The organism is Empedobacter sp. UBA3475, from assembly GCF_002378465.1.
Lineage (GTDB): Bacteria > Bacteroidota > Bacteroidia > Flavobacteriales > Weeksellaceae > Empedobacter > Empedobacter falsenii_B.
Genome location: NZ_DFRA01000048.1, coordinates 1 through 17,157, shown reverse-complemented (window position 1 = coordinate 17,157; position 17,157 = coordinate 1). Strand labels below are relative to the sequence as shown.

17 protein-coding genes are annotated in these 17,157 nt (G+C 31.2%); 9 read left to right on the top strand and 8 right to left on the bottom strand.

Annotation, left to right across the window (positions count from 1 at the left end; translation table 11 throughout):
• Window positions 1-26: 26 nt before the first annotated feature.
• Both B3I31_RS10975 and B3I31_RS10970 read left to right on the top strand, forming a co-directional pair.
• On the top strand, window positions 27-1,466 hold the full coding sequence (locus tag B3I31_RS10975; protein ID WP_291088047.1) for an MBL fold metallo-hydrolase: 1,440 nt from the start codon (window positions 27-29) through the stop codon (window positions 1,464-1,466).
• A gap of 78 nt (window positions 1,467-1,544) precedes the next feature.
• On the top strand, window positions 1,545-2,057 hold the full coding sequence (locus tag B3I31_RS10970; protein WP_291073389.1) for a hypothetical protein: 513 nt from the start codon (window positions 1,545-1,547) through the stop codon (window positions 2,055-2,057).
• Window positions 2,058-2,072: 15 nt separating this feature from the next.
• Here the strand turns inward: B3I31_RS10970 and B3I31_RS10965 are convergent, their stop codons facing one another.
• Complete coding sequence (locus B3I31_RS10965; RefSeq protein WP_219035006.1) at window positions 2,073-3,314, bottom strand: glycosyltransferase; 1,242 nt, start codon at window positions 3,312-3,314, stop codon at window positions 2,073-2,075.
• 99 nt (window positions 3,315-3,413) lie between these two features.
• Here B3I31_RS10965 and B3I31_RS10960 point away from each other — a divergent pair, with 99 nt between their 5' ends.
• Together B3I31_RS10960 and B3I31_RS10955 are read left to right on the top strand one after the other, a co-directional pair.
• Window positions 3,414-3,815 (top strand): hypothetical protein, encoded by a 402-nt coding sequence (locus B3I31_RS10960; RefSeq protein WP_219035005.1) that lies wholly within the window; start codon window positions 3,414-3,416, stop codon window positions 3,813-3,815.
• Window positions 3,816-3,885: 70 nt separating this feature from the next.
• Window positions 3,886-4,467, top strand: coding sequence for a tRNA-(ms[2]io[6]A)-hydroxylase (locus tag B3I31_RS10955; protein WP_115001228.1), 582 nt, complete (start codon window positions 3,886-3,888; stop codon window positions 4,465-4,467).
• A gap of 45 nt (window positions 4,468-4,512) precedes the next feature.
• Here B3I31_RS10955 and B3I31_RS10950 read toward each other — a convergent pair whose 3' ends face one another.
• Both B3I31_RS10950 and B3I31_RS10945 read right to left on the bottom strand, forming a co-directional pair.
• Complete coding sequence (locus tag B3I31_RS10950; protein ID WP_286496269.1) at window positions 4,513-4,893, bottom strand: hypothetical protein; 381 nt, start codon at window positions 4,891-4,893, stop codon at window positions 4,513-4,515.
• A 5-nt stretch (window positions 4,894-4,898) separates the two neighbouring features.
• A complete protein-coding gene (locus tag B3I31_RS10945; protein ID WP_280037384.1) occupies window positions 4,899-5,543 on the bottom strand; it encodes an MgtC/SapB family protein in 645 nt (214 codons plus the stop codon).
• 106 nt (window positions 5,544-5,649) lie between these two features.
• Between B3I31_RS10945 and B3I31_RS10940 the strand changes: the two genes are divergently transcribed.
• The gene (locus B3I31_RS10940; protein WP_219035004.1) at window positions 5,650-6,672 is read left to right on the top strand and encodes an LLM class flavin-dependent oxidoreductase; all 1,023 of its coding nucleotides are present in this window, start codon (window positions 5,650-5,652) and stop codon (window positions 6,670-6,672) included.
• Window positions 6,673-6,751: 79 nt separating this feature from the next.
• Window positions 6,752-7,417, top strand: a complete 666-nt coding sequence (locus B3I31_RS10935) for a DUF2490 domain-containing protein (RefSeq protein ID WP_286496271.1) — start codon at window positions 6,752-6,754, stop codon at window positions 7,415-7,417.
• A gap of 188 nt (window positions 7,418-7,605) precedes the next feature.
• Here the strand turns inward: B3I31_RS10935 and B3I31_RS10930 are convergent, their stop codons facing one another.
• The 5 genes from B3I31_RS10930 to B3I31_RS10910 form a co-directional block, all read right to left on the bottom strand.
• Window positions 7,606-8,160, bottom strand: a complete 555-nt coding sequence (locus B3I31_RS10930; protein WP_291088044.1) for a biliverdin-producing heme oxygenase — start codon at window positions 8,158-8,160, stop codon at window positions 7,606-7,608.
• Window positions 8,161-8,163: 3 nt separating this feature from the next.
• Window positions 8,164-10,344: an ATP-binding protein gene (locus tag B3I31_RS10925; RefSeq protein WP_291060471.1), complete on the bottom strand. Its 2,181-nt coding sequence runs from the start codon at window positions 10,342-10,344 to the stop codon at window positions 8,164-8,166.
• 47 nt (window positions 10,345-10,391) lie between these two features.
• Window positions 10,392-11,093, bottom strand: a complete 702-nt coding sequence (locus B3I31_RS10920) for a hypothetical protein (RefSeq protein ID WP_291060469.1) — start codon at window positions 11,091-11,093, stop codon at window positions 10,392-10,394.
• A 178-nt stretch (window positions 11,094-11,271) separates the two neighbouring features.
• Entirely contained in the window at window positions 11,272-13,158 is a 1,887-nt protein-coding gene (locus tag B3I31_RS10915) for a S9 family peptidase (RefSeq protein WP_291060467.1), read from the bottom strand.
• Between the two features lie 185 nt (window positions 13,159-13,343).
• Complete coding sequence (locus B3I31_RS10910) at window positions 13,344-14,183, bottom strand: hypothetical protein (RefSeq protein WP_236688191.1); 840 nt, start codon at window positions 14,181-14,183, stop codon at window positions 13,344-13,346.
• Window positions 14,184-14,441: 258 nt separating this feature from the next.
• Here B3I31_RS10910 and B3I31_RS10905 point away from each other — a divergent pair, with 258 nt between their 5' ends.
• The 3 genes from B3I31_RS10905 (at window position 14,442) to B3I31_RS10895 (ending at window position 17,066) form a co-directional block, all read left to right on the top strand.
• Entirely contained in the window at window positions 14,442-14,732 is a 291-nt protein-coding gene (locus B3I31_RS10905; RefSeq protein ID WP_038333626.1) for a hypothetical protein, read from the top strand.
• A 103-nt stretch (window positions 14,733-14,835) separates the two neighbouring features.
• Window positions 14,836-16,380 (top strand): SulP family inorganic anion transporter, encoded by a 1,545-nt coding sequence (locus tag B3I31_RS10900; RefSeq protein WP_038333625.1) that lies wholly within the window; start codon window positions 14,836-14,838, stop codon window positions 16,378-16,380.
• A 50-nt stretch (window positions 16,381-16,430) separates the two neighbouring features.
• Window positions 16,431-17,066 (top strand): carbonic anhydrase, encoded by a 636-nt coding sequence (locus tag B3I31_RS10895; protein ID WP_038333624.1) that lies wholly within the window; start codon window positions 16,431-16,433, stop codon window positions 17,064-17,066.
• Window positions 17,067-17,157 lie beyond the last annotated feature (91 nt).

Genomic DNA, 17,157 nt, shown 5'->3' with positions numbered 1-17,157 from the left:
GTATTTTTACACACTAAATCATTCTTATGAAAATTGAACAAATTTACACCGGATGTCTTGCGCAAGGTGCTTATTATATAGAAAGCAATGGTGAAGTTGCAATTATTGATCCGTTGAGAGAAACACAATCTTACATCGATCAAGCGACAAAAGACAATGCAAAAATCAAATACATTTTCGAAACGCATTTTCATGCAGATTTCGTTTCAGGACATGTAGATTTGGCGCAAAAAACTGGTGCTACAATTATTTATGGTCCAACTGCGGAACCAAATTTTGATACACATATCGCAACTGATGGCGAAGTTTTTTCTTTAGGAAATATAACTATTACAGCTTTACACACACCAGGTCATACCATGGAGAGTACAACGTATTTATTGAAAGATGAAAACGGTAAAGATTATGCAATTTTTACAGGAGATACTTTATTTATTGGTGATGTTGGTCGTCCAGATTTAGCTCAAAAATTAAATACAGACTTAACGCAAGAAAAATTAGCTGGTTATTTATTTGATTCTTTACGAAACAAAATTATGCCTTTAGCTAATGATATTATCGTATATCCTGCACACGGAGCGGGTTCTGCTTGTGGAAAAAACATGAGTAAAGAAACTTTTGATTCGCTAGGACATCAAAAAGAAGTGAATTATGCTTTGAATCCTTCTATGACAAAAGAGGAATTTATTACTGAATTAACTTCAGGATTAATGCCTCCTCCATTCTATTTTCCAGAAAATGTAATGATGAACAAATTGGGTGTTGAATCTTTGGATGTAGTGAAAGAACGTGCGAATAAAGCTTTATTTCCAGACGAATTTATGCAAGTTGCGGAAGATACAAATGCGTTAATTTTAGATGTTCGCGATCCTCAAACTTTTGCAGCTGGATTTATTCCAAACTCCATCAATATTGGAATTAGAGGAAATTTTGCACCTTGGGTTGGTACATTAATCACAGATATCAAACAACCAATTTTGTTAATTGCAGAAATTGGTGAAGAAGAGGAAGCGGTAACACGTTTGGCTCGTGTCGGATATGACAATGTAATCGGATTTTTGAACAATGGTTTCCAAGCTTGGGTTGAGGCTGAAAAAGATTTCGATGAAATTGTTTCGGTTTCTCCAGAAGAGTTTGTAGAGTTAGTTGATGAAACTGAATTAAAAATTTTGGACGTTCGTAAGCCAGGTGAATACGAAACTTCTCACGTAGAAGGTGCAATTACAGCTCCTTTAGATTTCATAAATGAATCTATGAAATTAATCGATCCTGAAGAAACCTATTTAGTACATTGTGCAGGAGGTTATCGATCGATGATTTTCACTTCAATTTTACGCGCTCGCGGTTACGAAAATTTGATTGACGTTGCTGGAGGTTTTGGTAAAATAAAAGAAGTTGAAGGTGTAAAAATTGTAGAAGGAACTTCGCCTTGTCAATCAGGAAATAATTCTTGTTCAACGAAATAAACAATTTATTTTAAAAAATAACGTTATAGCCTTGTGATAAACAAGGCTTTTTTTATATTCGTCATCTAAATTCATCCAATGAAAAAATTGTTATTCATCGCTACTCTTTTTACATGTATTACCGCTTTTGCTCAACAGAAAATACATGGAGCTGAATCGTTTGCGTTAACTATTCCGAAAGATTTTCAGCGTACAGTTGGGTTAAATGATTATGCAACTATTCAGTTTGAAAGTCTTGCTCCAAAGCCAAATTCGTATGGTTTTGTGATTTTTGAACACAAAGATGAATTAAAATTAGCAGATTCTAATTTAGATATGATTGATTATACGCTAAATTCTATCGAGCCATATAAAACACAAAAAGGGTTTAATTATATCAAAAAACCTTATGTTGCCTACGAACAGGGATTCAATTATGCTTATACCGAATTTGAAACAAATGATCCCGAATCTGGACATATTTATTTCTTGCAAACTGTAATCGAAACGAAAGAATTTGTCTATCAGATTTTACAATATTGCAGTTTCGAAAATCAAGAAATAATGAAAAGCGATTTTGTCAAAATTGTAAATAGCTTCAAAGTAGAATAATCAACAAAAACCACCCTATTTCGAAAGGTTTTTGTTTTTCTGTTCAATCCAAAGTGACATATATTTTGTACTTTGATGATGATGATGTTGCAAAATTTGACCAATAAAATTTTGATTTCGATGTTGGATTAAATTTGCTTCAATCGATTTAATTTTCTCTAAAAAATCAGCTTCAAATTTATTTTTATTGTAATTCTCGTTCAGAATTTTGATTCCATTTTGTTGAGCAATTTCCCACTCTTTCTCATTATTGTAAAGCAAAATAGCTTTCTCCACAAACGCTTCAAAATCATCTTCTACAAAACCATTCCAATCAAAATTATCTTTCATTGCTTCTGCTCCAATCGTAGTCGTAACCGAAGGAGTTCCAGTTTGCATTGCATCCACAAACTTTCCTTTTACACCAGCGCCAAAATTAATCGGCGCCAACAAAACTTTGTAATTTGACATCGTTTCTTGCGCATTTTCTGCTCTACTTTTGATCAAAAATCGTTCGGAAGGATTATTTAATTGCAAAACTTTTTGCGTTGCATAAGCACCATAAATATGTAATTCAGCTTTCGGAAGTTTCTTTCTCAAAATTGGCCAAATTTCTTTTTTTAAGGTCTGAACACAATTAAAATTAGGTTCATGAATAAAATTTCCGATAAACATAAAATATTCTCTTTCTTCAAAACTTTTCCAAGAATTAATTTTTTCTTCTGTAATTTCATTTTCTAAAAAAGGCAAATAATACAAGATTTTTTCATCAATTTTAAATTGATTTTGTAGAATTTCTATTTCCTTTTTCGAAATCATCAACGATAAATCACAGCGTAAAATAGACGCTATTTCTCGTTTTGCTAAATCAGAAAACAATAAATCTTCTGTAAATTCTATTCCTTTTTTAGCTGCTTCTTGTCGCGCATTTCGTAGAAAATGTAAATCTTCTGTGTCCAAAATTTTCAATGCATTTGGACATTCTTTCGAAACTCGCCAACCATATTGTTCTTCAATCATAAAACGATCAAAAAGAACAATTTCAGGATTTAATTGTTTAATAAAATTATCAAAACTTTCATCATTTAACTGAATTACAACTTCTTTTATTCCTTTCAAAATCAAATCAAAACTATAATCAGATTTTGAAGCAGCGCAGGCAAAAGTTATCTCAAATTCAGCTTTTTGGAAACAATCAATTAACTGAATCATTCGAGTTCCTGCCGCAGAAGAAGTTGGTTCTGGCCAAACTTGACCAATGATTAAAAGTTTTTTCATCCCACAAAATTACACTTTCTGTTTCTTAATTGGAAGATTAAATATTATACACCCAATTTGGCTTATTTTAATGTAAATTTGCAGCTAAAATTATATAAAATGTCTTATCAAACTGTTTTTGAAGAATTTTTCGGGCAAGTAAAATCAAGTATCAAAGAAGGAACTTTTGCAAAACTTACAATGGCCAAAACTATTGGAGATACTGATCTTAAAAATATATTTGTTCGTTTACATCTTTTAGAAAATAATGAGTACAATTTTGCCTTCACATTTCGTTATAAAACCGAAGAAGTTGAGCAATTTCATAGTGTTGAACAGACTTTTTTAATTTTGAGTTCTTACATCAAAAATCCATTTACAAATGCTTTATTATTTACAACTGAAAAAGATTTGATTTTTAAAGTGAACAAAAAAAATGCAGCAAGTTTGACGGAACAAGCACCAACTTTCAAACATGCATCGGATGTGATATTAGAAATGATTGAAAAGAAAATCATTTAATAGACGATTTTTCACATTCAATCTTTAAACAATATAATTTCGTAAATTTGGACTTAATATTTTTCGAAAAATGCTTGGATTAAAACTTTTGACAGACCCACGTTGGGCTGATATTGCGGAAAGAAATTTAGAAGAAATTTTAACAGATCATGCGTGGTGTGAACAAAAAGCGGCGACAAACGCGATTACCATGATTGCGTATAATTCTGAACATGACGAATTTATTCAGGAAATGTCGGATATTGCAATCGAAGAAATGCAACATTTCAAAATGGTTGTAGAAATTATCGAGCGTCGTGGATACAAATTAGGTCGCGAGCGAAAAGATGATTATGTTGGTCAATTGATGAAATTTTGTAAAAAAGATGGTTCTCGAAATATGGCTTTTGTTGATCGTCTATTATTTGCAGCGATGATTGAAGCAAGAAGTTGTGAGCGTTTCAGAACATTATCTCAAAATATAAACGACGAAGAATTAGCAAAGTTTTACTATGATTTGATGGTTTCGGAAGCGAATCATTACACAACTTTCTTAAATTTTGCTCGAAAACTTTCAACTGATGTTGATGTGGACAAACGTTGGAAAGAATGGTTGGATTTTGAAGGAAATTTGATTCAATCTTACGGAAATAAAGAAGCTATACACGGATAGAATTTAGATAATAAAAAAGTGAAATCAAGATTTGATTTCACTTTTTTATTCGACATAAATCAATCGACAAGGAACGTCCAAATCTTCCGTCAAATAATAACTACAACACAAGCGATGATAACCATCTGCAATGATTAATTCGTTCGCAGATCTTACCAACAAAATTGGAGAAAGCTTTTTATTTGCTTTTATTTTTTTGAAATTCTCTTGAACATGTCTATTTTCCAAAGGAAGCAAACTCAATTTACTCGCTCTAAAAATATCTTTGGATTTCTTGATGATTGTTTCGGCTTTCGATAATTTATTTGTAAGTGAAGTAGCTATTTCAGGCTTAAAAATTAATTCCAAATAATCTTGCGCAGCAGGAAAATCGTGATCTTCCGGTTCATCTAACCAAATATTTTTGTCATCTGTTAGGTTTTTCATGCTAATTAAAATTGATAGGTTTTTATAATTTTATCATCTAATAATTGCTTCATCAACATTTTATGTTGTTTACTTTTACCTCTAACCAACCAAGTTGTAGAAACATTTCCATCTGTAGCATGTTGCTTAGCAACCGAAAATTTTAAATCAAATTTTTTAAATAATGTTTGACAATATTCATATTCCTCTTTCGACTTTGTCAGAATTGTATAATATTTAATTTTATGGTAATCATCAATATAATTTTGAAGATAAGTTAATCCAACCAAAATAATCAAAACGATAACACTTCCCAATAAACCTAAATAAACATACCCCGCTCCAATACACATTCCCAACGATGCAGTCGCCCAAATAGTAGTTGCGGTCGTAATCCCTGCAACTTTATTATCGTCCTTAAAAATTACTCCGGCTCCTAAAAATCCAATTCCCGTAATGATATTTGCAGCCAATCGATCAGGATTTCCTACTCCAATTCGGATCGAAAGAATTGTAAACAAACAGGAACCAAAACTAACTAAAATGAATGTTCGTAAACCGGCAGATTTGTTGCGATATTCTCTTTCCGTACCGATCAAAACGCCAATTATAATCGATATACAAATTAAAATCAATTCATTTTGAATCGATTTCGCTAAAAATTCTTCCATAACAGAATATATAACATTAAATATACAAATTTGATCTTTTATTAACTATCCTATATCAATTTAAATCTAAAATTCTATACGTAAATTTGACTAAATCTAAAATAGTATGGAATTAGGAATAGGAATGTTTGGCGATCTACATATTGATCCTAAAACTGGTTATACACAAACTCCTCAACAACGTATGAGTGAGATTATAGAAGAAGTAAAATTAATGGACGAAATTGGATTAGATTTCTTTGGAATTGGAGAACATCATCGTCCTGATTACGCAGTTTCTTCTCCAGAAATTATTTTGGCTGCTTTGTCTACAGTTACAAAAAATATTAAGTTGGGAAGTGCCGTTTCTGTCATCAGTTCTACAGATCCCGTAAAGTTGTATCAAGATTTTGCTAGTGTTGACAATTTATCGAATGGTCGTGCTGAAATTATGGCTGGACGCGGTTCATTCATCGAATCTTTTCCTCTTTTCGGTTATGATTTAAACGATTACGATGCTCTTTTTGATGAAAAACTTCGTTTACTTTTAGATTTAAATAAAAACGAAGTAATCAATTGGCGCGGAAAATTTAGAATGCCAATTATTAATCAAAGTGTTTATCCAAAGCCTGTGCAAGAAAAACTACCTATTTGGATTGCTGTTGGCGGAACAAAATCATCAATTGTACGTGCTGCAACATTAGGTTTACCTATTATTTTCGCGATTATTGGAGGCAATCCTGCTGATTTTAACTATCTGTTCGAAATTTATAAACAAGTTTATATCGAAAATGGTCATGATATTAAAACGATGCAAATTGGCGTTCACATGCACTCTTTTTTTGGAGAAGATAGCGAAAAAATTGCAGAAGAATATTTTCCAATTTATGGTGCACAAATGAATAGAATTGGAGCAAGTAGAGGTTGGCCAAAATATACAAAACCACAGTTTGACTATGGACGTTCTACAAATGGACATTTGATTGTTGGAGACGCTTCTTTAGCGGTTGATCGTATTTTGAAATATCAGGAAATGTTTGGTTTAACTCGTTTTTCTGCACACATGGACGTGGGAGCGCCAAATCACTTGGATATGATGAAATCTATCGAAATTTTTGGAAAAGATATTCTACCAAAAGTGAAAATGTAACAAAATAAATTTAATTTATAATGACAAAAGACACGATTCGTTTTCGTGTCTTTTTTTATTTTTCGTTAAAATTGAATGAATGAAGAAAATATTAGCCTGTTTTATTGTTTTAGCCAACTTCGGTGTGCATGCACAAGAAAGTAATTTTAGAACTTGGAATACCTTAAATATCAATCAAAAAATCAATAAAGATTTTAATTTTCAGTCGGATATACAATATCGTTCGTACGAAGATTTAGATCAGTTACAACAACTTTTGATTCGTGGAGGAATTGGTTACAACTTAACCGAAAATAACAATACAATTTTAGCTGGTTACGCCTACATTCAAAACAGAACTCCTACTGCTACAGACGATTATGCTCATAGTCACGAACATCGTTTGTATCAACAATTCAATACAAAACATGCTTTACAACGTTTTAATTTCGCGCATCGCTTTCGTGTCGAAGAACGCTTTTTAGAAAATGATACACAATTTAGATTTCGTTATCAATTGACTGCAACTGTTCCGCTAAATAATGCCAAATTAATCGAAAACACGTGGTATTTGAAAGCGTATGATGAGATTTTTCTACAAGCTGTAAAAGATAAAACGTTTGATAGAAATCGACTTGGTTTAAGCTTTGGTTACGTTATTTCGCCAACTTTTAGTTTAGAAGCTGGTTATATGTTACAAAGTCTTAAAGCATCTCATACCGATCATTTGATGATTGGATTGACAGTTAATAATCTGATAAAATAGTCTTATCTTGGTTAGGATAATTTACACTTGATTATATGAAAGTCAAGCTAAATGGAAAAACAAAAGTAAAATGCACTATTTTTATTAATTACTAATATAATTAATCTAATCAATAATTTTAATTACTTCATAAAAAAATAAGACCTCTTTAGTCGAAACTAAAGAGGTCTTATTTAAAAATATTTTTTCTAAGCAAAACTTATCAAATCTTCGTAGGCTTTTTTAGCGCCTTCAAAAACTTGTTGTTGCTCTTCTTCAGTTGTAAATTCTTGATTGATATAAGTAATAAATGTTTTCCAAATCTGACCAAGGTTTTCACCATAATGTCCAAAATAATTGAAACTTTTATTCTCTAAAAATGGATATTTTTTCAGGGTTTTTGCGATTACATTTCCTCCAAGCATAGAACCTTCTATCACATACAAAGCTCCAATTGCTTCTGCTCTATTTTGTAATTCAAATTGTTTTAGCACATTCAATTCTTCTAAGCCCAACTCATTGATATCTTGTTCAATCAAAGATAATTTATTCAATTTTGTTAAGGCTAAATTTTTTAAATCATTGTCATTCAAAAGTTGTTTAATAGAATCTTCGTACGATTTTAGAAAAATATGATTAACCTGCAACATTTTATAGTAATTTTTATCTGTAAATGTGCTGTTAAACAATTTATTCGACTCTAATTTATCTTCAATTTCTTTGTGATAAACCGCTGTTTTTTCTTTTAAATAATCAGATAGCATTCGTTAGATTTTTTTAAATGTTAATATAAAAGTTGTTCCTTCTCCTACTCTACTCTCAAAAGATATACCACCATTCATTCTATCCATCATTCTATGCGCAATCGAAAGTCCAACTCCGTTTCCAGAAATGTTTCCAGTGTTAGACATTCTGCTAAATAGCTTGAACATTTTATTATAATCTTCTTCTTTTATACCAATTCCGTTATCTTTTATTTTGAAGATAACTTCTTTATTATTGATTTCAGATGATATTTCAATCTTTGGATGTTTTGCTTGAGAGGAATATTTTATTGCATTACCAATAATATTCAGAAAAACCTCATAAAACATCGTTTTATCTCCCAAAACATTATGTATTTCTTCTACAACAACTTCAGTATTGTTAATTTTATAATACAACAAAACATCGTGTATAATCTTTTCTATGATTGGCTTTGTTTCGATTGTAGACAATACAATTTCTGATTTTTTAGCTTTACTCAACGCCAAAAGATCCTGCATCATTTGTGTCATTCGATCAATTTCTTCAATAACACTTTTTAATCGATCATTTTTAATTTCATCATCTTTCAAACTTCGTTGAAGCATCTGACAATTCAATTTCATCACCGATAATGGTGTACGTAAATCATGAGAAACTGTATAGGTAAACGAGTCTAATTCGTCATTTATTTCTTTTAATTGTTCATATAAACTATGAATTTTGAAAGACTGTAAATGAAGTGTTTCTATAATTAACTTAATCACTTCTTTCGCAACATATTTCTCCTTATCTAACCAAATAAACGATTTATTCTTAATGTTCTCTTGCCAAATTTTGAAAGAAGTTCGAGGAGAAAAACTGTGTATTTCATCACCATTTATAACATCTACATTTTTAATTTTACTTGGTTCTCCAGCCCAATTTAAGGTTTGAACTTGTTCTTTTTTGAACCAAATAATAAAATGTTCGTAAGTTTGATTTAGAAAACAAAACATTACACCAGCCGAACTTGGACTAAGCCTAAGCTCTTGTCCATAATCTAGATAAAAAGTATTCGAGGTAAATAAACGTGCTGAGTTTCTTTTAAATGCCCATTCTTTTATTCTCAAAATTTCTTCTTTATCTGGCGTTTCGCCTTCTACAAAAACATCGTCAAAATTAACCAATGCAATTCCATCTGCCTTTGTAAGATTAAGAACCTCTTTTAGATTATTGTTCATTGATTGCTGAAGATTTTCTTCTGTTAAAAGATTCTCTTTTAGCTTAATCGCTGTTTCGTTAAAATGATTTTGGAACTTTAATCGTTCAGTTGATTTAAAATTCACATAAGTCAACCTTGCTTGACGCGTCAATAATTCGGTTTGCAAACGAACTTGATTTGGAATAAATTTTGGCTTAGAATTCTGACATGCTACAATTCCCCACAATTTTTCGTTAATTACAATAGAAATAGAGAAACTTGCTTCACAATTAGCATTGCGTAAATACTGTAGATGTATAGGAGAAAGTGCTCTAACAGAAGAGTACATCAAGTTTATTTTTTGATAATTCTCATTACCAATTAAAATGATTCTTTTACTGTCAACATCTGCAACCAAACGGCTTTTTTTCTCTAAATATAGTTGACGTGCTTGTTTAGGAATATCAAATTCGGGAAAACGCAAACCCATATAAGAATCTAATCCCTTATCAATTTCTTCCGCTATAACAACGCCACTACCATCTTCCAAAAATTTATACAACATTACTCTCTCGTAATGAATCAAACTCTTGATAGACGAAATTAACAAATCCCAAGTTGAGCTTATAGACTTAGAGTACAGGATTTGTTCAGAAAAATTATAATAGGCTAATCTGTTTTCTAAAATAATTAATTCTTCTAACTCTAAATAAATCAATTCATCAAAATGATAAACTGTTAAATGGTAGGTTTTTGAATTAACTTTTGTATTAGTTCGGTAAAATTCACCTTGTTCTAAATTCAAAATCTCATCAAAATCAAGCTCAAAATCATGAAGTTGATTAATATGTTGGCTTAATATCTTTTCGGTAGAAATTTCAAATAATTCATCAATATTTTGAGAAAAAAATTCAATTTGATGCGAATTTTTATGAATTCCTATCAAATATCCAAAAGGTTGAATTTCATTGAGAAACTGAATTTCTTCGTCTTCACAATTTTTGATGATTTGGTTGATCATATAAATGGTTTAGGAGTGTAATTATGAATCTAAGGTAAATTTATTTTTTAATCTTCTTGTCTTTTAATTTTCAGAATATAGTTTTCTAACTCTAATTCATCGGTATCTACTAATTCGAAATCATTAAAATGAGTTAAACTTTTCTCAAAAAATGTTGTAACTTTTTCTTTTTCTAACGATGGATGAACTTTAATTCCATTAAATTTTATGTTCTTCATATAGACATAAAAATCGTAATTAAAATCGGTTTCTCCTAAATAAGTATTAGCAATTTTCCCTTTCCATTTGATATCAAAAACACCAAATTCTTCTGTATCTAAAAACGTAATTTCGTGCTGAGCAACCGTGTCATTACCTAACATTGAAATACCAAAAGCAAGATTTTCTGACTCGTCAAGATTTACTGGAAGAGGATCAATTTCGAATGTTTTTTTATTGAGTTGATTAAAATCTAATTGCGCATCATTTTCGATCTTTATCCCTTTATTGTTCCAATATGTACTCGAGATGATAGCATGATCATAATTAATCCAAAGTTGCTTTTCGGCATTCTCTTCAGAAATGTCATCTATTTCATCCAAATCATCTTTATATTCCTCTTCTTCGTCATAATTATCTGACTCTAAATGAAGATCCATCCAAAGGTCAAAATTTTCATCAAGGCGAGCACTCCAAACAAAATCTATTACTTTGTGTCCGTTTGTAAATGGGCTATTCGAAAAATATATTTTGTTATTATCCTTACTCATAAATTGGGTTTTGACTTATGTTTTTGAATTTACAACGATTATTCTACTCTACAAAATTTAAAAAAATAATTGATTCGTTTATTAGATATTGTCATTGATTTTCAAAGAAATAAAAAAAGTGCAATTTCTATAGAAATTGCACTTTTAAATTATAGTTATGATTTATAAATCAATTGAATTACAAGGTTTCTTTTAACCATTTGAAAAATTCTGTATGCCAAATCACAGAATTTTGTGGTTTTAACACCCAGTGATTTTCTTCAGGGAAATAAATAAAACGAGATTTGATTCCTTTCAATTGTAAAATTTGATAAGCCTCTTGCCCTTGTCCCATTGGCACACGATAATCATGACCTCCAACATAAATTAACATTGGCGTATTCCATTTATTTACTAATTCTGTACTACTTGGATCAAATTTAGAGTACGTTTTTTGCGCAGCTTTGTTATTTGTTTCCCACCAAGCGCCACCAGCGTCCCAGTTTGTAAAGAAAATTTCTTCTGTAGTTCCGTACATCGATTTCAAATCGAAAACACCATTATGTGCAATAAAAGATTTGAAACGACCTTCGTGAATACCTGCTAAATAATAAACAGAATATCCTCCGTAAGATGCACCAACAGCACCACGACGATCTTTATCTACATAATATTCCTTCGAGATATCATCAATCGCAGCCAAATAATCTTGCATTACTTGTCCTCCCCAATCTTTAGAAATTTGCTCATTCCACTCTACTCCATGACCTGGCATTCCACGACGGTTTGGCGCAATTACAATATACCCTTGTGCTGCCATTAATTGGAAATTCCAACGAGGAGAATAAAATTGAGTTAAAGCAGATTGTGGTCCACCTTGACAATACAATAAAGTTGGGTATTTTTTATTCGGATCGAAATTTGGCGGATAAATTACCCATGCAAACATTTCTTTTCCGTCTGTTGTTTTAATTTTACGTGCTTTTACATCACTCAACGCAATATTATCGAAGATATCTTTGTTTTCGTTTGTTAATTGAGTTAATGCTCCAGATTTCAAATCAACTACATAAATTTCTGCAGCGTGATTGATATCTGTTTTTGTAACAATTGCTTTATTACCAACAATTTCTTTGATGTCTGCAATGTCAAAATCACCTTTTGTAATTTGTTTGATAAAAGGCATTTTTCTCATTTTGAAGTTTACATCAACCTCAAATAATTGAATTGTTCCTCCTACTGGCGCATTGAAATAAATTTTGTTACCATCATTGCTCCATTTATAACCTTGTACGGTTCCGTCCCAATGTTTTGTAATATTCATTTCGATATCACCACGACGAACGATTAAGTCATTTTTATCTGCCTCGTAACCATCGCGCTCCATGCTCAAAAATGCAAAATCTCCTTGAGAAGAAAAACTTGGTGTATTGTCATAACCCATTTTTCCTTCTGTGATATTTTTCGTCGTTTTCGTTGCTAAATCGTATTGATAAATATCTGTATTTGTGCTTAATGCGTAATCCGTTCCAAATTTCTTCTTAGAAACATACAAAACTTTTGTTCCATCTGGCGTCCAAACAAATTCTGATACAGAATATGGTTCGTCTTTTAAAACATCAATTTTAGTTGAACCTTCTTTATTTTCTGACACAAATAAATGATCGTAATTTCCATCATTCCAAGTATCCCAATGTCTGTAATTTAATTCATTATAAATCTGCACATTCGATTTGTCCATTTCTGGATAATAATCAGAACCAAAAACCATTTGTAATTTAACTTTATCAGTTTCTGCTTTATATTGTTGAGATTTATTCAACGATTCATCAGCCAAAAGCGTTTTATAATCTTCGATTTCCGAAGCTTTTCCTCCTGCCAACGAAATCATATATGTTTTCGATGTGTCTTCTTGTGTTTTTACGTTAGTAGAAGTTACTTTATAAATCAGATTTTTTTGATCTTTCGTTACTCCAACTGGAGCTACTTTTTTTACTTGCCAAAGAAGTTCTGGCGTCATTACTTTTTGTCCCATTGCTGTTGTCGATATCAAGATACTTGCGACTAATACAGAAAATCTATTCATGTTAATTTCAAATCTAAATAATTGTAAAAGTAACAATTCTTTATGGAGAAAGGTAAAATTTATAATTAAAAAAAGACATCATCCAGTACAAATTGTACTTAAATGATGTCTCCGCTAATAATTTTTTTCAAATCGTCTAATCGATTCTTAAAATTAGGCTATATATTTTATATTAAACTACTTAATTAAAAGTTTAACTTATTTTTATGAGTAAAAACTGGAATAATTGCTCCAAAAACTAAGTTTTGTTGGGAGAACACAATATCCTGTTTTGCTTTATCAGCTTTGTTTGCAGTTGTACGAATATCACTCAAGTTAGCATATCCACCCTTTAATTCGGCCTGTACAAAGAAATAATCCCAAAAAGTAAAGTTAATCCCAACCATTGCAGCTGTTGCAAAACCTGCTAAGTGAAACTCATCATAACGTTCGTTACCCATCAATTTTACGTTAGAACGTGGATATAAAATCCCTGCTCCCAAACCAGCTGTTACGTTAACATCGATTCCTTTTCCGTTTTTTGTAATTGGAAAATGTTGAATATTATCAAAACGACGAACCTCTAAATTAGCATAGTTCAAACCATCTGTATGTTCAAATGTTAAGAAATCTTCTGTTAATTTTTGATCAACATTATTATATGTTCCATCGTAATCTGAACCTGTATTGATGTGACCATTCATTTTTACAACTTGGTCTTGATCCATCACATATTTCATGTGATCAATCCCAAAAGAGATATTCCAATTATCCGAAACAAAGTAACCTAAACGGAAGTTATATTGCGGAATCGTCATAGAACTTGGATTGAAATACTTGATTCCAAAAGAAGTTTGACGGTCATGAGCTGCTACATTATCTAATGTAAAATCGTATCCATCTCCTTTGAACTGAATATCTGATTTTGTATACTGCGCGTGATTCCAACCCCAATAAACATAAAATTTACCTTTATTATTTTTTCCTTGCCCGAAAGTAGTTGCAACCAAAGCAACTAAAAACATTACACTTATATACTTTCTCAAAATTTAACTTTTTGCAAATTTATTCTTAAAAAAATTGAGTAAAAATGATTTATGATATCAATTTTATATCTAGACAATATTTAAAATCAATAAACATTGTTAAGCGTCATAAAATAAAATGATAAATATTTATTAAAAATGATATCCTCTATTTTGTAATTAAAAATTAAAATATATTTTTGTGACATAATGAAAGACTACCTGATAAAACATAGCATCGGAATTTTTTTCACGCTTCTTTTGGTGTTCAGTACGAACATGCAAGGGTTGGCGGGCTATATGGATTATCAGATGAGATTGGAGCAGCAAGACGAAAAAGATTCTTCTGACAATGATCAAAAAGCTTTGTTTTCTCAAACTTCAACTGAAGAAGAAAATAATCAGAAAAATTCTTCGAGCGAAATTACAGAAAAAATACATTATTTCCACGAAATAAAATTGTTTACATTTTTTAATGTGAAACAAATTACATATTCGGATTTTCATCATTCTAATGCATATGCATCTTTAGATAATGGTGTGACAACTCCACCTCCTGAATTAGTTTAATTTTTTAATTGATTTTTTGCATCATCCTATTCAAATCTATTGAATGGATAGCAAATTTATTTTTATCATTTTAAATTATTAAATAATTCATTTTAAAACTATTATGAATCTTTTTCAAAATTGGAAAAAGGACATACCTGCGAGTATTGTTGTCTTTTTCGTTGCATTGCCTTTATGTTTAGGTGTTGCGTTGGCCAGTGGTGCGCCTTTATTTGCCGGAATTATTGCGGGAATTGTAGGAGGAATTGTTGTTGGTCTTATTTCTAAATCTCAAATTGGTGTTTCTGGTCCAGCTGCTGGTTTGGTCGTTATTGTTTTAACTGCTATTACAGATTTGGGCGCTTACGAACTATTTTTAGTCGCAGTTGTTATCGCCGGAATTTTTCAAATATTACTAGGTATTCTAAAAGCCGGAGTTATTGGTTATTACTTTCCATCTTCGGTGATTAAAGGAATGTTGTGTGCGATTGGTATTTCAATTTTCTTGAAACAAATTCCGTTAGCGTTAGGATATACAGAAACATTTAGTTTTAGTAATTTTAGTTTAGATTTTATCACGCCAGGAGCCATTATTATTACAGCAATCTCTTTATTTATCTTGATTGTTTGGGACAATATTTTAGGAAAAAAATCAAACTTTTTCAAATTATTACCAGGATCATTAGTAGCTGTATTAGTGGGTATTTTGTACCAAGTTACAATTGGTGATACCAACCACGAAGTATTTTCTATCGATCACAATTTATTAGTAAAAGTTCCTGTTCCTGAAAGTGTTTCAGATTTCTTAGGACAATTTACTATGCCCGATTTCGCCTCTGGATTAACAAATCCTATGGTTTGGCAAGTGGCATTTACAATCGCAATTGTAGCATCATTAGAGACTTTATTATCTGTAGAAGCAACTGATAAATTAGATCCTTTAAAGCGTCAAACACCTACAAATCGAGAATTGATTGCACAAGGTGTCGGAAACTCTTTAGCTGGTTTAATTGGAGGTTTACCTGTTACGCAAGTTATTGTACGTTCATCTGCAAATGCAATGAGTGGCGGACTTACAAAACTTTCTACAATTACACACGGTGTTCTATTATTAGTGAGTGTAATCTCTATTCCAATGTTTTTAAATTTAATTCCAAATGCGGTTTTAGCTTCTATTCTATTGGTTATTGGTTACAAATTAGGTAATCCGAAACAATTCTTGGATATGAAAAAATTAGGAAAAGATCAGTTAATTCCGTTCGCAGTAACAGTTATTGCAATTTTGGCAACAGATTTATTAAAGGGTATCATCATTGGTCTTATTGTTGGTGTGGTTGTTTCGTTAATCAAATCTTACAACAACTCGCACGTAATGTTGGTGAAAGAAGGAAATGTTTTCCATATGAATTTTGCTGAAGAGGTAACGTTTGTAAACCGCGGTGCAATTGTAAAAGAATTAGATGGTTTGAAACCTGGTTCTAATCTTGAATTAGATGTTCGTAAAACACGAATTTTAGATTATGATATTATTGAATATTTAGATGAATTTAAAGTCAAAGCAAAAAATAATAACATTAATATTCGACTAATTTCCGAACGTGGAACAGTCGATAATCCCCCATCATTCAGAGAGTTTTTTGGTTACGTGTTGGTTGCCGGGGCTCATTAATCTGTAAAAAACATATAAAAATTAAAACACACAAAATAAAATTAAATATAATGAAAGCACATACATCAGAAACTCAAGCAACAACAACTCCAGATAAAGCATTAGAATTTTTAAAAGAAGGAAATGCAAGATTTGTTCAAAATTTAAAAGCGAACAGAGATTTACTTTCACAAGTGAATGATACAAGAGAGGGACAATGGCCGTTTGCGGTTGTTTTGAGCTGTATTGATAGCCGTACTTCTGCGGAACTTATTTTTGACCAAGGTTTAGGAGATATTTTTAGTGTACGAATTGCTGGTAATTTCGTTAATCAAGATATTTTAGGTTCGATGGAATTTGGAACAAATGTGGCTGGCTCTAAATTGATTGTTGTCTTAGGACACTCTAAATGTGGCGCTTTGAAAGGCGGATTAGACGCTGAAGCAATTCACAAAACTGAAATGAATAATTTGTGTCATTTGGTTGATCATTTCAATCCAATTATCGACGAAATTATAAAAGATGGTGAAGAGCGTTCTTCTAAAAATGCAGATTTATTAGAAAGATTAAATCACCAAAACGTTATACAAACAATAGAAGATATTCGTAACCAAAGTACAACCTTGAATACCTTAGAAAAAGAAGGGAAAATCAAGATAATAGGTGCAAACTACTGTGTAGATTCAGGCGTTGTAACTTGGTTATAAAACAATTAATTCTTTAGATATTTTTTAGTAATGTAAAAGCCACTCTGCGAGTGGCTTTTGTTATTTAATTGGCAATATCCAAAAAACTGTG

Coding starts and splice junctions, on each gene's coding strand:
- B3I31_RS10975 (WP_291088047.1), top strand. CDS start 27: ATGAAAATTGAACAAATTTACACCGGATGTCTTGCGCAAGGTGCTTAT.
- B3I31_RS10970 (WP_291073389.1), top strand. CDS start 1,545: ATGAAAAAATTGTTATTCATCGCTACTCTTTTTACATGTATTACCGCT.
- B3I31_RS10965 (WP_219035006.1), bottom strand. CDS start 3,314: ATGAAAAAACTTTTAATCATTGGTCAAGTTTGGCCAGAACCAACTTCT.
- B3I31_RS10960 (WP_219035005.1), top strand. CDS start 3,414: ATGTCTTATCAAACTGTTTTTGAAGAATTTTTCGGGCAAGTAAAATCA.
- B3I31_RS10955 (WP_115001228.1), top strand. CDS start 3,886: ATGCTTGGATTAAAACTTTTGACAGACCCACGTTGGGCTGATATTGCG.
- B3I31_RS10950 (WP_286496269.1), bottom strand. CDS start 4,893: ATGAAAAACCTAACAGATGACAAAAATATTTGGTTAGATGAACCGGAA.
- B3I31_RS10945 (WP_280037384.1), bottom strand. CDS start 5,543: ATGGAAGAATTTTTAGCGAAATCGATTCAAAATGAATTGATTTTAATT.
- B3I31_RS10940 (WP_219035004.1), top strand. CDS start 5,650: ATGGAATTAGGAATAGGAATGTTTGGCGATCTACATATTGATCCTAAA.
- B3I31_RS10935 (WP_286496271.1), top strand. CDS start 6,752: ATGAAGAAAATATTAGCCTGTTTTATTGTTTTAGCCAACTTCGGTGTG.
- B3I31_RS10930 (WP_291088044.1), bottom strand. CDS start 8,160: ATGCTATCTGATTATTTAAAAGAAAAAACAGCGGTTTATCACAAAGAA.
- B3I31_RS10925 (WP_291060471.1), bottom strand. CDS start 10,344: ATGATCAACCAAATCATCAAAAATTGTGAAGACGAAGAAATTCAGTTT.
- B3I31_RS10920 (WP_291060469.1), bottom strand. CDS start 11,093: ATGAGTAAGGATAATAACAAAATATATTTTTCGAATAGCCCATTTACA.
- B3I31_RS10915 (WP_291060467.1), bottom strand. CDS start 13,158: ATGAATAGATTTTCTGTATTAGTCGCAAGTATCTTGATATCGACAACA.
- B3I31_RS10905 (WP_038333626.1), top strand. CDS start 14,442: ATGCAAGGGTTGGCGGGCTATATGGATTATCAGATGAGATTGGAGCAG.
- B3I31_RS10900 (WP_038333625.1), top strand. CDS start 14,836: ATGAATCTTTTTCAAAATTGGAAAAAGGACATACCTGCGAGTATTGTT.
- B3I31_RS10895 (WP_038333624.1), top strand. CDS start 16,431: ATGAAAGCACATACATCAGAAACTCAAGCAACAACAACTCCAGATAAA.